Below are 12,922 nucleotides of genomic sequence, written 5' to 3' on the forward strand. Positions count from 1 at the left end.
ACGTCGCGTCCCGCGCCGGGTCGGCGGGCGTCGCGTCCCGCGCCGGGTCGGCGGGCGTCGCGTCCCGCGCCGGGTCGGCGGGCGTCGCTCCCGGGCTGGCGCCGTTTCCGCGGGACGCGCTTCGGTCTTCGCGGGACGCGCGCCGGTGGGGCGGGGAACGATGCTCGGCGGGATCGGCCGGCTTCACGGGCGGCGGTAGGCGCGCAGCCGGTCCAGGTTGGCGGCGACGGCGGGTTCGCGGACGGCGAGGGCCCGCGCGACGTCGCGGAACTGCCGGGCGCGGTGCAGCTGGGCGTGCCAGTCGGTGCCGGTGGCGCGGTGCGCGAGCGGCACCTCGACCTCCGACACCCGGAAGCCCTTGCGCAGCAGGTCGATGGTCAGGGCCGTCTCCACGCCGAACCCGGCGGCCAGCGGCCGGGCCGCCTCGAACGCCGCGCGCGTCAGGCAGCGCTGGCCGTTCAGCGGCTGGGTCGGCGTCCACCCGGTCGCGCGGTGGATGCCGTCCCGCGACAGCCGGACGACGAACCCGTGCCCGCCGAGCTTCACCGTCGTCGAGAACACCGCGATCGTCATGTCCGCCCGCCCGTCCCGGACCGGCTCCACCAGCGGCGCGGCCTCGGCGGCCGTGTCGGCGAGGTCGGCGTCGAGGAACAGCAGGTGGCGGGGCTGGTCACGGCCGTCGTCCAGCAGCCGGACGGCCTCCGCGCCGGTCTCCATCGCCGCGCCCTTGCCCCGGTTGCGGCTGTGCCGGACGACCCGCGCCCCCGCCTGCTCGGCGGCCCGGCGGGTCCCGTCGGACGACCCGTCGTCCACGACCACCACCAGGTCGGCGCCGGGCAGCCCCAGCGCGGCCTTGACCGTCGCCCCGATCCGGTCGGCCTCGTCCTTGGCGGGGATGATCACCGCTACGTCCTGCATGCGCCCGATCGTAGCGACCACCGGCCGCCCATCGCCGGAAGCCGCACTTCCCGACCACCCCGACTTCTCATCTCCCGTCCCGGCCGGAAGGCAACACCGGCTCAGCGATGGTGAGCCGGGGTGCGCGGAGCTTCGACGGCCAGGGTGCGGGCGCGCGACGGGCGGGGTGCGGGCGCGCGAGGGCCGGACGGCGCGGTGTGCGCCGTCCGGCCGGGCGGTCAGGTCGTGGGACCGTCAGAGAGAGTCGAAGGCGGGCACGGCGTCCACCACGGTGAACACCGTGTCGAGCCCGGTGACCTGCAGGATGCGCTTCACGGCGGGGCGAGGCGCGGCCAGTTCCAGCGAGCCGCCCTGCTCCTTGAGCCGCTTCATCGCGGAGAGCAGGACGTTCATGCCGGTCGAGTCGCAGAATTCCACACCGCTCATGTCGACGGTGATGCGGTCGGCCTGGTCGCGCAGCAGGCCCGCGAGCGCGGCCTGCAACCGGGGCGCGGTGTACAGGTCCAGTTCGCCGGTCGCCGTGACGACGGCGTGACCTCCCTGAGATGCGGTCGAGACATTGAGCTCCACGACGGGCACACTATCGGGCGAACGGCGCTCGAGCCAGGGAGTCGCCCAAACCCTCGTGTCGCGTGGGCGTGTCAGGCGCGCCGTCACACTGGGTGACCGGTCCCGAACATCACCGTAATGTCCGAAAGGTCTTCTCGGATGGCGGGTGATCTTGCGCTTCTTGGTCGTGTCCGGACTCTGGATCTGCGTCAATCGGCCTCCGTGGCGTCCTCCCATGGGGGACCGTAGGAGCGTCGTCGTGCGGAGGCGGTCGTGCGGAGGGGGTGTGCCACGATGAGGGACGAACCGGGCGCGGATCCGCGCGAGCTCCGGCTGCGCGAGCGCCTCGAGTCGATCCGGGCGCGGTCCGAGAAGTCCACCTCCTGGCGTCCGTCCACGCAGTACCTGGGCCGCCTGGTGAACCGCGCGGGCTACGTCCCGGTCCGCACCCGCCTCACGCGCGAGGACCTGATGTTCCTGGCGGACGCGCGCGACGAGGTCATGATGTTCACCGAACTCGCGGTACGCCTGATCGACCTGCACCGGCCGCAGGACGCGGGCGGCATCACCAGCGACCCGACCAGCCCGATCCGCCGCTGCCGATCCTGCATGTGGCGCTGGCCGTGCCCCACTTTCCGCGCCATAGAGGAGAACCTCCACACCTGACCGCTCCCACCAGGCCACCCGCGACCAATCCCGCGCGGCGAGGAACCGGGGCCGCTCCCAAAGAACACCAGGCTTCTCCGCGAACCTCGGGCTGCTCCGCGACCACCGGGCCGTGGTGGGAACAGTGGGGGTGGGGCGGCCGGTGGTCGGGGTCAGGCGGTCGCGGTGGGGAGGGTTACTTCGAAGCGGCAGCCTGGGCCGGCGTTTCTTACCCCGATCCGGCCTGAGTGGGCCTCGATGATGCCGCGGGCGATCGCGAGGCCGAGTCCTCCGCCGCCGCCGGGCGTGCGGGCGGTCTCGCCGCGGAAGGCGATGTCGAAGACGCGCGGGAGGTCTTCGGCGGGGATGCCGCCGCAGGCGTCGGCGACCGTGACCCGCGCCTCGCCCGCGACGAGTTCGGCGGAGATCTCGATCGCGCCCTCGCTCGGGGTGTGCCGGATCGCGTTCACCACGAGGTTGCGGAGGGCGCGGCCGAGTTCCGACGCGTCCACCTGCACCGGTCCGCCGACGGCGACCTCGCCGTGCAGCCGGACGCCCTTCGCGTGCGCCAGCGGCTCGGCGCCCGCGACGGCCTCCGCGACCAGGTCGGCGAGCCCCACCCGGTCGCGCGACAGGCGCAGTGCGCCCGCGTGGATGCGGGACAGCTCGAACAGGTCGTCCACCAGCGCCGCCAGCCGCTCCACCTCGACGCGCATCCGGCCGTGGTAGCGGTGGACGGTCTCCTGATCGGCGACGACGCCGTCCTCCAGCGCCTCGGCCATCGCACGCAGCCCGGCGAGCGGGGTGCGCAGGTCGTGGCTGACCCACGCGACCAGCTCGCGGCGGCTCGCCTCCAGCGCCTGCTCGCGCTCGTGCGCCGCGGCGAGCCGTGCCCGCGCCGCCTCCAGCTCGCGCGACAGCTCGGCCAGTTCCGCGGGCAGCCGGACGGGCGGCGGCTCGAACGAGTCGGCCCGGACGGCCTCCACCAGCACCCGGTTCGCCGCGACGAGCCGCCTGCCGAGCAGCACCGACACCGCGAGCGCCACGATCCCCGCCGCCGACACCACCCACAGCACCACGGTCACGTCGTGCTCGTTGAGCAGCATCATCAGCGAGATGACCACGATCCCCGAGACCGTGGCCAGGACGGTCGCGACGCCGACGACGGTCAGCTGGGTCGCCACCGACCGTCCGCGCAGGAGATGCAGGGTCAGCAGCCCGGCCGCCGCGACCACCACGGCCGCCACCGCCGAGTACCAGGCGACCCAGATGAGATCCTCGAGAGGAATCACGTCCGGCCCTCCACGCTCTTGGCCCGGACTCCCGCATCCGCTTCGTGGCCCGTGGCCGAGTCCGTGGGACGCGCTTCCGGGGCCGCGCGCTTCGCCGCTATGTCGGAGGAGTCCGTTGCGTCTGCCTCGTGGTGCGTGGTTCGCGTGTTTTCCGCGTCCTCGCTCGCCGTGTCGGTGGGGGACGGGTCGTAGCGGTAGCCGACCCCCCAGACGGTGACCAGGCGGCGAGGGGCGGCCGGGTCCAGCTCCAGTTTCTCGCGGAGGCGGCGGACGTGGACGGTGACGGTCGCCGAGTCGCCGAAGGACCAGCCCCACACGTGGTCGAGAAGCTGCTCACGGGTGAACGCCCGGCCCGGGTTGCGCAGCAGGAAGGCGAGCAGGTCGTACTCGCGGGCGGTGAGGGTGAGCGGCGTGCCCGCGAGCGTGGCCGTGTGCGCGTTCGGATCGAGTTTGAGGTCGCCGTCGCGGAGTGGACGCGCCTGGGCGGTGGGGATCACCGCGCCGCGGGCCCGCCGCAGCACCGAGCGCACGCGAAGGGCCAGCTCGCGCGGGCTGAACGGCTTGGTGACGTAGTCGTCCGCGCCCATCGCGAGGCCGACCAGGCGGTCGGCCTCCGCGCCGAGCGCGGTCAGCATCACGATCGGGACGGCCGTCGTCTCGCGGAGCCTGCGGCACACCTCGAGGCCGTCCATGCCGGGCAGCATGAGGTCGAGGACGATCAGGTCGGGCGGGTTCTCGCGGGCGTGCCGCAGCGCGCGGTGGCCGTCGGCCACGCATGCGACGTCGTGGCCGTCGCGGACGAGGTAGCGGGCCACGACCTCGGCGACGGTGGGGTCGTCGTCGACCACGAGGATGCGTCCGGTGACCTCCGGCGCGGCGGCGGCCGGACGTCCGCCGGATGAAGGGCGCGTCGGTGTGCTCACGATGACCAAAATATGCGCGACGTGGGACATCACACCGTCGCGTCATCACTCTGTAAGAACTTCGGCGAGGTAACGGCCACCGGACGGCGCCGAAGTGGGGCGTTCTCCCCTATATCAGCGGGGCCGCCTCCGGCCGACGGAATCGGACGCCGAGGGCTGCGATGGCGGGCATTGGTGGTTTTAATGGTCGAATGCACCAGCCGACCCCCGCCGTCCCTCCCGCCTCCCCCTTCACACCACCGCCGCCGGGCCGTCCCGCCGGGTCGCGCGTGCTGCCGGCCATCTTGCTGATCGTGGGCGGCGGGGCGGTGGCCACGTTCGTCATGACGATCACGGCCTACCTGGGGGTGCGCGCCATCAACCAGGTGGTCCTCGGGGGCGACCGTCCCGGGTTCCTGGCCTCCGACAACTACCTGTACCTCCAGCTCGTGCTCGCCGGGCTGATCGTCGGACTGCCGCTGCTGGCCGTCCGGTCGTCCAGCCCGGTGGTGCCCGTGGTCGCGGCCATCGCCGCCTTCGTCGCCATGCGCGTCGGCTTCCTCCTGGGCTCGCTGGTGTACGACACCGGGAAGCACGCCGGGGCGATCATCTCCAGTGCGTTCCAGCACGGGTCGGCGAAGGAACTGATCACTCCGGTGGTGGCGCTGCTGGTCGCGGGCGGCGGCACGCTGCTCGGGATGTCGCGGCGGCCGAGTGCCACCGCCTCGGTCGGTGCCCCCGCGCCCGGCGCTCCTGGTGCTCCCGGCGGGCCGCAGTGGGGCGCGCCGCAGCCCCCGCCTCCCAGCGGACAGCCGTTCAGCACGCAGCCGCCGCCTCCGAGCGGGCAGCCGTTCAGCACGCAGCCGCCGCCTCCGAGCGGACAGCCGTTCAGCACGCAGCCTCCCGCTCCCCATGGCCAGCCCGTCCAGGCGCCCGCTCCGCACGGTCAGCCCGCCCAGGCACCCGGTGCTGCGCCGTTCGGGGCCGCGCCCGGTTACGGGCCTCCGGAGCAGTCGCCGTCCGGACCGTACGCTCAGCCCGCTCCCGCGCAGCCCGCGCCTGCTCCTGCACAGCCCGCGCCTGGGGCTGTGCCGTCCTCGGCGCAGGTGTCCGAAGACGGCCAGGGCGGCAAGGCCGCCCCGCAGACCATGCTGGACGCGAGCCGCACGATGCTCGACGGGACCGCCGCGCGGCCGACGTCCGACGGCAAGGCCCAGGCGTCTCCCAAGACCCAGCTCGACCAGCCGCTTCCCGACTCGGCCGCACGCGAGAAGGACGAGTAGGACCACCGGACGACCGACGAGGCGGGCCACGGAATCCTGTGGCCCGCCTCGTGCGCGCTCAGGGACCCCCGGAGGTATCAGGGTCGGGATCGGGGGACGGTAGGGGTTCGGCTCGTCCTCCAGAGTGATGACGACGACCCGGCCACCCCCCTACATTTGCAGTCATGGGACGAACAATCCTCACCATCGCCGGCGTCATCCTCGCGATCTGGCTGGCCTTCACCGTGCTCGGCTTCATCATGTCGATGCTGAAGTTCTTCTTCATCGTCGGCTTCTTCGCGGTCGTCATCGTCCTCGTCGTCACCCTGGTGTCGAAGAGCTCCCGGCGCGGCTGACCGCGTCCCGCGCCGCGCCCTGCACCGCCTCCCGGCGCAGCCCTCCGGCGGCGACCGGTGCGGCTCTCCGGCGGCGACTGGCGCAGCCCCTCCGGCGGCGACCGGCGTGGACGGCGCGGAAGGCACCGGCCCGAACCGCTTGTCCCCGGAACGCAGATGGCCCGATGATGCCCTCACCGCCGTGCGCGCCGGGCGGCGCGGGCGGGTCGTCGGCGAGAGGGGCGCGTCCATGCCGGTGTTGACCGAGATCCTTCGCGAACGGGCGCACGCCCGTCCGGACAAGATCGCCTTCCACGCGGGCGACCGCGCCGTCCCGTACCGGGAGTTCGACGAACGCGTCGACCGGGCGGCGGCGGCGCTTGCGGCGTCGGGTGTCGGGCCCGGCGACCGGATCGCGATCCTCGACAAGAACTCCCTCGAGTACGCCGAGCTGCTGTTCGGCGCGGCGCGGATCGGAGCCGTCCTGGTTCCGGTGAACTACCGGCTGGCCCCGGACGAGGTGGCGTTCATCGTCACCAACGCGCGCGCGCGAGTGCTGGTCGTCGGCCCCGACTTCGTCCCCATGCTGGACGCGTTGCGGGGCCGCCTCGAACACACCGAGCGGACGGTGGTGACCGGGCCCGACTACGAGGAGTGGATCGCGTCCGGAGCGTCCGGGGCGTCCGGGCCGCCCGCGCACAAGGCCGAACCCTCGGACGTGTTCGTGCAGCTCTACTCGTCCGGGACGACGGGCCTGCCCAAGGGCGTGATGCTCACCCACGAGAACTTCGTGACCGCGCTGCCCATCACGCAGGACCTCTGGGGCCTGGACGAGTCGTCCGTGCTGATGGTCGCGATGCCGCAGTACCACGTGGCGGGCTGCATCCTCACCATCTGCGTCCTGTTCGACGGCCTGACCGGCGTCATCGGACGCGAACCCGACCCCGTCCTCATCGCGCGCGCGATCGAGCTGCACAAGGTCACGCACATCTTCCTCGTCCCGGCGCTGCTGCAGTTCATGCAGATGATCCCCGAGGTGTCCGAGTGCGACATGTCCAGCCTGCGGCTGCTGCTGTACGGCGCGTCCCCGATCAGCGACGACGTGCTGCGCGGCGCGATCGCGATGCTGCCGGACACCGCGTTCATGCAGGTCTACGGGCTGACCGAGACGACCGGCGCGATCACCTACCTGCCCGTCGCCGACCATGACCCGGACGGCCCGCACAGCGTCCGGCTGCGCAGCGCCGGCATCCCGTACCCGGCCTGCGAACTGCGCATCGCCGACCCCGCGACGCTGGCGGAACTGCCGGCGGGCGAGGTCGGCGAGATCCTCTGCCGGACGCCGCAGAACATGATCGGCTACTGGGACCTGCCCGACGCGACCAGGAGCGCGCTGCTCCCGGACGGCTTCTTCCGCACCGGCGACGCGGGCTACCTGGACGAGGACGGCTACCTGTTCATCCACGACCGGGTCAAGGACATGATCATCTCCGGTGGGGAGAACATCTACCCCGCCGAGGTGGAGAACGTCCTGATGAGCCATCCGAAGGTGGCCGACTGCGCGGTCATCGGCGTGCCGGACGAGACCTGGGGGGAGACGCCGAAGGCGCTGGTCGTGGCGTCCGGGGACGTCGCGCCGCGCGAGCTGATCGACTACTGCCGGGCGCGGCTGGCCCACTTCAAGTGCCCGTCGTCGGTCGAGCTGCGCGACACGATCCCGCGCAACCCGACCGGCAAGATCCTCAAGCGCGAACTGCGCGCCCCCTACTGGGAGGGCCAGGAGCGCTCCGTCCACTGACCGAACCCCGTCCCGCCCACACGCGGACGCCGATTTCGCGTAGGCGCGTGTGGGCGGGGGCGCGAAGGCGTCAGTTGAAGCGGATGGTGGCGGTCAGGGGGCGGTGGTCGGAGACGCGGACCGGGGACGCCGGGACACCGCAGGTCAGGGCGGCGGAGGGGCTGGCGAACAGGTAGTCGGTCTTCTCGGTCGCCTTGCCCGAGGCGTCCTGGCGGGTGGGGTCGCCCGCGCGCTTGCCGCCGCACTCGGAGTAGATGCCGTAGAAGGCGTCCAGGGACCGGGCGCGCGGCTTGTCGGTGAAGTCGCCGCCGATGATGACGCGGTCGGCGTCGGCGAGGCCGAGCAGGGTCTGGGTCTGCTTGGGCCGCCAGGTGCCGTCCGGGTCGTCGCCGGGCTCGGCCGAGCTGAACAGCGCGGTGCAGACCCGCGCGCCCCATGCCTGGACCGTTCCGCAGACCCCGATCCGGCCGCGTCCCGGCTGGGACGGCAGGTCGGCGTGGCGGACGTCGGTGAGCGGTTCGCGGGTGGCGATGGCGAGGCCGAACCGGCCCTGGCCGTTCAGGCAGGACCGGTCGGTCCCGTCGGCGGCGGGCTGCGGCGCGAACGTCCAGCTCCAGGACTTCAGCCTGCCCAGCGCCTTCAGCGACTTGACCTGCGCCGAGCAGACCCGCTGCAGCAGCAGCGCGTCCGGCTGGACGGTCCTGCCCGCCACGGTCGTGGCCGCGAGCTGCCGGTCGATCCTGCGCGCGAATCCGTCGGGCTCGCCGTCCGTCGGGCAGCCGGGCTCGGCGTCGCCGCAGACGTCCCAGGTCAGGGCGGTGACCGAGACGGGGCCGTCGGCGGTGCTCTGGGCGCGTCCGGCGTCGGTCGACCCGAGCGCCGGGCTCTTCTCGATGGCCGCGCCGGCGCCGGCCAGGGCGACCACGACACCGGCGCCGCAGACGGCGAGCAGGGGAATCAGAGCGCGGGGGGCTCGCACACGTACTCCATCAGGGGTTCAGCGGGGGTCTGGGGGGAATCCCACCACATCAAGATCGTCCTCGCCAGCGGAACGAGACGACCATCTCGGACAACCTACGCCTACTCCGGCGGTTTCCGGCACGACTCCCGATACTTCGGCCGGTGGCGGGCGGACCCGCGGGATCCGGACGGAGGTCCGGCCCGCCACCGGGCGGGCATCACGGAGACGCGATCCCGGCGTGCGGACCGGGGCCCGGGTCCCGGTCGGGACCACCACCGGGACCGCCACCGAACCCGCCACCGAACCCGCCACCGGGACCGCCACCCGCTCCGCCGCCGAACCCGCCGCCGAGTCCGGTGTCGGAGAACGTGCCCGTGCGGCGGATGGTGTGCCAGCGCAGCCGCGTCCCGAGCACCGCCGTCACCACGGACTGGACGACGACCAGGTACAGCAGTTGCCGGTAGACGATCTGCTGGAGCGGCATCGTCCACAGCGGACGCAGCTTCTCGCCGTCCAGCCAGAGGGCGTAGCCGCCCGCCGCGACCTGCGCGAGCGCGAACAGCGCCCACATGGTGAGCGGCGCGACCGGGTCCATGAACGCCAGGCCGAACACGGCGAACAGGTCCACGGCGGGCGCGAACAGCGGCAGGATCACCTGGAACGTGGTCAGGTAGAGCAGGCAGCGGCGGCCGAACGGCCCGCGCTCGACGACCGCGCGGCGGTGCTTCCACATCGCCTGGAGCGTTCCGTAGCACCAGCGGTAGCGCTGCCGCCACAATTGGCGCAGCGAGTTCGGCGCCTCGGTCCAGGCGAGCGCGTGCTCGGCGTAGACGACCCGCCAGCCGCCGCGGCAGATCGCCATCGTGAGGTCGGTGTCCTCGGCGAGCGTGTCGGTGGGGACGCCGCCGACCGACACCAGGGTCCGGCGCCGGAACGCCCCGATCGCGCCCGGGATGGTCGGCATGCAGCGCGCGAGGTCGAACATCCGGCGGTCCAGGTTGAACCCGATGACGTACTCCAGGTGCTGCCACCGGCCGAGCAGGCCCTTGCGGTTGGCGACCTTGGTGTTGCCGCTGACCGCCCCCACCGCCGGGTCGGCGACGAGCGGCGCGACCAGGTGCCGGATGGTGTCGCGCTGGAACACGGTGTCGCCGTCCACCAGCACCAGGATCTCGCCCTGCGAGGCGGCGATCCCGACGTTGAGCGCGCCGGGCTTGCCGCCGTTGGGCTTGCGCATCAGCCGGACGCCGGGCAGCGCCAGCCCCTCGACGATCTCGGCCGTCCGGTCGGTGGACCCGTCGTCCACCACGATCACCTCGAACGGGCCGGGGTAGTCGGTGTCCAGCAGGGACCGGACGGTCGCCGCGATCCCCGCCTCCTCGTTGTAGGCCGGGACGACCACCGTCACCGACGGCGCGGCGTCCCGGCCGGGCGGCGCGCCGAGCCTCTCCCGGGCGGACGGCGGCCCGGTGCGCGGACGCAGCACCTCCGGCAGCTCGGTCCGCCGCGCCCGCTGCCGGTGGACGTGCGCGAACACCAGCAGGACGGCCAGCCGCAGCGCGGCGAGCACACCCGCGATGACGAACAGGACCCGCATCCAGTCGGTGAGCGCGGACGCCGAGCGCTGCGCGGCGACGAGCGTCCAGCCGATCGCCTTCTCGGACGCGGAGGCGGGCACCTCCGCGCGGGGCAGGCCCATCGCCTGCGTCACGGTGGTGAACCGGTAGCCGCGCGCCTGCAGCTTGACGATCATCTGCTCGACGGCGGCGATCGTCTCGGTGCGGTCGCCGCCCGCGTCGTGCAGCATCACGATCGCGCCCCGGCCGTCCTTCTCGGCGGCCAGCGCCGCCTGGACGATTTTGTCGACGCCCGGCTTCTGCCAGTCCTCGGTGTCGCGGTCGGTGAGAACCAGCAGGTAGCCGTCGCGTCCGGCGCGCTCGGCGGCGGTCCACTCGGGGCCGGTCAGGCCGTCCGGAACCGACGAGTACGGCATCCGGAGCAGCCGGGTGTGGACCCCGGCCGCACCGGCGAGCGCGCGCTGCGTCAGGTCCAGCTCCAGCTCGTTGCGCCAGGCGGGGGCGGTCGCCATGTCCACGTGCGTGTACGTGTGCGAGCCGATCTCGTTGCCCTCGGCGATCATCCGCTTCGTCAGCGCGGGCTGCTGCGCGATGTGCGCGCCGATGGAGAAGAACGTGGCCTTGGCGTTGTGCCGTTTGAGGACGTCGAGGAGCCGGGGCGTCCACTTCGGGTCGGGCCCGTCGTCGAAGGTCAGCGCGATCGTCTTCTTGGGCGTCCGCAGGCTGTGCGGGGTGCCGCCGGCCATGTTGACCACCGGCCCGCCGGACATCACGTTCCGGGGCGCCGGGGGCGGATCCTGCTGCGGTTCGTGCTTGGACGACTCGCCGACGGCTCCGTTCGCGAAGCCGTCCAGCAGGAGCAGCGTGATGAGCACGAGACCGCCGAGCGCCATGAGCACCCAGTGGCCGCGCGGCTCGCGCGCCCGCTCGGTGGCCGACGTGGGGCGCCTTCTCCGCTTGCCCGCGGAACGTCCGCCGTTGCCCGGGGAACGTCCGCCGGCCGCGCCCGGGCCGGGACGCGGACCCCGGTCGCCGCGTGCGGAGGAAGGTGGATCAGCCCGCCGCCGCCCGCGCGCGCTGGCGGGACCGCGCCGACGACCTGCCCTGTCGTCGGGGCTGCCATGCGCGTCGGCGGACGGCGGCGGGGGCTCGAAGGGATTCATGGATCAGCCGGTGGTCTTCGGCCGCTTGGTGTGCCCCGGCGGGGTCGAGGGACTGTTGCCGGGACGGGTCCGGGTCACCGACGGCCGCGGCGAGGCGGAGGAGGTCGAGGACGGCTTCGGCAGCGCCGACGGCTTGCCGGAGCCGGTGGGGGCGGGGCCGCGGCCGTTGGTCGTCCGGTTCGGTCCCGAGGGCACGACGCCGGGCGGCACGGCCACCGGCGGCCTGCCGCTCGGCCGCTTCTGACCGTTCGGGATGCTCTTCGGCAGCAGCGCGGGGGCCTGGCTCTTGTGGCTCCTGGCGGTCGAACCGGCCTTCCACGGCGTCCCCGGGACGTTCGCGCCGGTCGCTACGCCGATGCCCATCGCCAGCAGGAACGCCGCGAGCAGCCCGCCGCACGCGATCCCGGCCTGGCGGCCCATGCGGCGGCGCCGTCCGGAGAGGTCCACGAACACCGGCGACGCGCCGCCGTGCCCGGGCTCCGCGTCCGGACCGGCGGGCGCCTGCGCGGGGGCGGGGGCGGTCGCTGGGGGCGCGGTGAGGGTGGCGGTGGACGCGCCGTGCGGCGAGTACACCAGCGTGTCCCCGGATCCGGAGACGCTGCGGCCCGGCTCGCGGCCATCGGCCCCGGACGTGGGCGCGGCGGCGAACGCGGGCGTGAAGGCGCTCGGCGCCTGGGCGCCGGTGGGCACCGCGGCCGACGCGGCCGACTCGGGGGGCGGCCCTGCCGGGTCGGCGAGGGAGATCGTGTCGCTGTCCATGTGCTCCGTCGTTTTTCTGATGTGGCGGGGTCACCGGCCGGGGAACCGGTGACCCCGCGCGGGACCGCGTCCGGCGTGACGGGGGCGGCGCCGGGGGCGTTCGCGGTCTCAAGGGGTTCAGCGCCGATCGGTCCGCATGTGTCACACCTACTCCCAACTGATTGCAGAATGGCCGTCGTGAACGAAGCGGCGGGGACCGACGACGGCTCGCTCGACCGTGCCGTCGCGGCGGCCCGGGCGGGTGACGAGTCCGCGTTCCGCCTGCTCTACCGGGACGTGCAGCCCCGGCTGCTGCGCTACGTCCGGGGCATGGTGGGCGAGGACGCCGAGGACGTCGCCTCCGAGGCGTGGCTCCAGATCGCCCGCGACCTGCGCGACTTCGAGGGCGGGATCGACGGGTTCCGCGGCTGGGCCGCGACCGTCGCCCGGCACCGGGCGCTGGACCACCTGCGCGCCCGGTCCCGCCGCCCGGTCGCGGACCTGCCGGTGGACGAGCTGGTCACCCGGCCCGCCGAGGCCGACACCGCCGGGCAGGCGATGGACGGCCTGGCCACCGACCGGGCGCTCGCGATGATCGCCGGGCTCCCGGCGGACCAGGGCGAGGCGGTGATGCTCCGGGTCGTCCTCGGGCTGTCGGCGCCCGCAGCCGCGCGGGTGCTCGGCAAGAAGCCCGGCGCGGTCCGCACCGCCGCCTACCGGGGGCTGCGCAGGCTCGCCGCCCAGCTCACGCGGCCCCGCGAGGCCGCCGCGGCCGTCCCCGC

The 12,922-nt window shown here is 73.8% G+C and carries 12 protein-coding genes and 1 pseudogene; 5 read left to right on the forward strand and 8 right to left on the reverse strand.

The window, feature by feature from the left end:
* The 3 genes and pseudogenes from DZF91_RS41520 to DZF91_RS14240 form a co-directional block, all read right to left on the reverse strand.
* A pseudogene (locus DZF91_RS41520) lies at nucleotides 1–187 on the reverse strand (MFS transporter); the annotation flags it as partial.
* Entirely contained in the window at nucleotides 184–918 is a 735-nt protein-coding gene (locus tag DZF91_RS14235; RefSeq protein WP_117357948.1) for a glycosyltransferase family 2 protein, read from the reverse strand. The pseudogene DZF91_RS41520 and the gene DZF91_RS14235, both read right to left, overlap by 4 nt.
* 234 nt (nucleotides 919–1,152) lie before the next feature.
* Nucleotides 1,153–1,488, reverse strand: a complete 336-nt coding sequence (locus DZF91_RS14240) for an STAS domain-containing protein (RefSeq protein WP_117357956.1) — start codon at nucleotides 1,486–1,488, stop codon at nucleotides 1,153–1,155.
* 273 nt (nucleotides 1,489–1,761) lie between these two features.
* Here DZF91_RS14240 and DZF91_RS14245 point away from each other — a divergent pair, with 273 nt between their 5' ends.
* On the forward strand, nucleotides 1,762–2,133 hold the full coding sequence (locus DZF91_RS14245) for a hypothetical protein (protein WP_117357949.1): 372 nt from the start codon (nucleotides 1,762–1,764) through the stop codon (nucleotides 2,131–2,133).
* Between the two features lie 152 nt (nucleotides 2,134–2,285).
* Here the strand turns inward: DZF91_RS14245 and DZF91_RS14250 are convergent, their stop codons facing one another.
* Both DZF91_RS14250 and DZF91_RS14255 read right to left on the reverse strand, forming a co-directional pair.
* Nucleotides 2,286–3,404, reverse strand: a complete 1,119-nt coding sequence (locus DZF91_RS14250; protein ID WP_117357950.1) for a sensor histidine kinase — start codon at nucleotides 3,402–3,404, stop codon at nucleotides 2,286–2,288.
* Nucleotides 3,401–4,327 (reverse strand): response regulator transcription factor, encoded by a 927-nt coding sequence (locus DZF91_RS14255; RefSeq protein WP_235834283.1) that lies wholly within the window; start codon nucleotides 4,325–4,327, stop codon nucleotides 3,401–3,403. Before DZF91_RS14255 ends, DZF91_RS14250 begins: the two co-directional genes overlap by 4 nt.
* Nucleotides 4,328–4,518: 191 nt before the next feature.
* Here DZF91_RS14255 and DZF91_RS42675 point away from each other — a divergent pair, with 191 nt between their 5' ends.
* The 3 genes from DZF91_RS42675 to DZF91_RS14265 all read left to right on the forward strand — a co-directional run bounded on the left by DZF91_RS42675 (nucleotide 4,519) and on the right by DZF91_RS14265 (nucleotide 7,701).
* The gene (locus DZF91_RS42675) at nucleotides 4,519–5,589 is read left to right on the forward strand and encodes a hypothetical protein (RefSeq protein ID WP_147341147.1); all 1,071 of its coding nucleotides are present in this window, start codon (nucleotides 4,519–4,521) and stop codon (nucleotides 5,587–5,589) included.
* Nucleotides 5,590–5,753: 164 nt separating this feature from the next.
* A complete protein-coding gene (locus DZF91_RS41150) occupies nucleotides 5,754–5,924 on the forward strand; it encodes a hypothetical protein (RefSeq protein WP_199486631.1) in 171 nt (56 codons plus the stop codon).
* 229 nt (nucleotides 5,925–6,153) lie between these two features.
* Nucleotides 6,154–7,701, forward strand: coding sequence for a long-chain-fatty-acid--CoA ligase (locus DZF91_RS14265; RefSeq protein ID WP_117357957.1), 1,548 nt, complete (start codon nucleotides 6,154–6,156; stop codon nucleotides 7,699–7,701).
* A 70-nt stretch (nucleotides 7,702–7,771) separates the two neighbouring features.
* Here DZF91_RS14265 and DZF91_RS14270 read toward each other — a convergent pair whose 3' ends face one another.
* The 3 genes from DZF91_RS14270 to DZF91_RS14280 all read right to left on the reverse strand — a co-directional run bounded on the left by DZF91_RS14270 (nucleotide 7,772) and on the right by DZF91_RS14280 (nucleotide 12,161).
* Nucleotides 7,772–8,680, reverse strand: coding sequence for an endonuclease/exonuclease/phosphatase family protein (locus DZF91_RS14270; protein WP_117357953.1), 909 nt, complete (start codon nucleotides 8,678–8,680; stop codon nucleotides 7,772–7,774).
* Between the two features lie 199 nt (nucleotides 8,681–8,879).
* Nucleotides 8,880–11,132, reverse strand: coding sequence for a bifunctional polysaccharide deacetylase/glycosyltransferase family 2 protein (locus tag DZF91_RS14275; protein ID WP_117357954.1), 2,253 nt, complete (start codon nucleotides 11,130–11,132; stop codon nucleotides 8,880–8,882).
* A 273-nt stretch (nucleotides 11,133–11,405) separates the two neighbouring features.
* A complete protein-coding gene (locus DZF91_RS14280; protein ID WP_117357955.1) occupies nucleotides 11,406–12,161 on the reverse strand; it encodes a hypothetical protein in 756 nt (251 codons plus the stop codon).
* Between the two features lie 177 nt (nucleotides 12,162–12,338).
* Between DZF91_RS14280 and DZF91_RS14285 the strand changes: the two genes are divergently transcribed.
* Nucleotides 12,339–12,922: RNA polymerase sigma factor (locus DZF91_RS14285; protein ID WP_235834284.1), on the forward strand; the 584-nt coding region annotated here is incomplete at its 3' end.

Source organism: Actinomadura logoneensis (genome assembly GCF_003428695.1).
Taxonomy (GTDB): domain Bacteria; phylum Actinomycetota; class Actinomycetes; order Streptosporangiales; family Streptosporangiaceae; genus Spirillospora; species Spirillospora logoneensis.